Genomic DNA, 511 nt, shown 5'->3' with positions numbered 1-511 from the left:
CCATGCTTACTAATAGCAACCGCTTTACGAGGGATTCCCATTTTGAGCAGCTTGAACCTGTTTATGATGTGACTGCACAAGAAATAGAGGGCTATATAAAGAATTGTTTGCTCTAATTTGTTTGCACGAATCTACCAATGAACTTTTTTGCACAAATAGATTCATGTAGGTCGTCTTTTGCAGATATCTTTAATGATGGTGATGATGCTCTCCTAAAACCCGGTGAGGCAATGTACCGTGTCCCAATAGCTCGATAGGGCAGTTGAAGTTCCTTTCCAGCCATTCGGTAGTAACGCCTGTATCCGGATGGTAATCCAGCGTTTCGTTGACGCAAGCGATAGATTTTACCTGTTGCAATACAGTGCCGATGTCGTGACTGACAAGGATAATGGCACATTCTTTATTGATTTCAGCCAATAACTCATAAAGGCGTGCTTCGAAACGCTTGTCGATATACGTGCTGGGTTCATCGAGAATCAATACCGCAGGGTCGGAGATGATGGCACGTCCC

The 511-nt window shown here is 43.8% G+C and carries 1 pseudogene; it reads right to left on the bottom strand.

The features are described from left to right. Positions 1–189: 189 nt before the first annotated feature. Positions 190–511: pseudogene (locus AB5935_RS25675) on the bottom strand (zinc ABC transporter ATP-binding protein); the annotation flags it as partial.

This window comes from Phocaeicola sp. RTP21198st1_B8_RTP21198_201120, from assembly GCF_040929485.1.
In the GTDB taxonomy this organism is placed as follows: Bacteria; Bacteroidota; Bacteroidia; order Bacteroidales; family Bacteroidaceae; genus Phocaeicola; species Phocaeicola dorei.
Note: the sequence above shows the minus strand (reverse complement) of the source record. Positions and strands in the feature narration are given on the sequence as shown.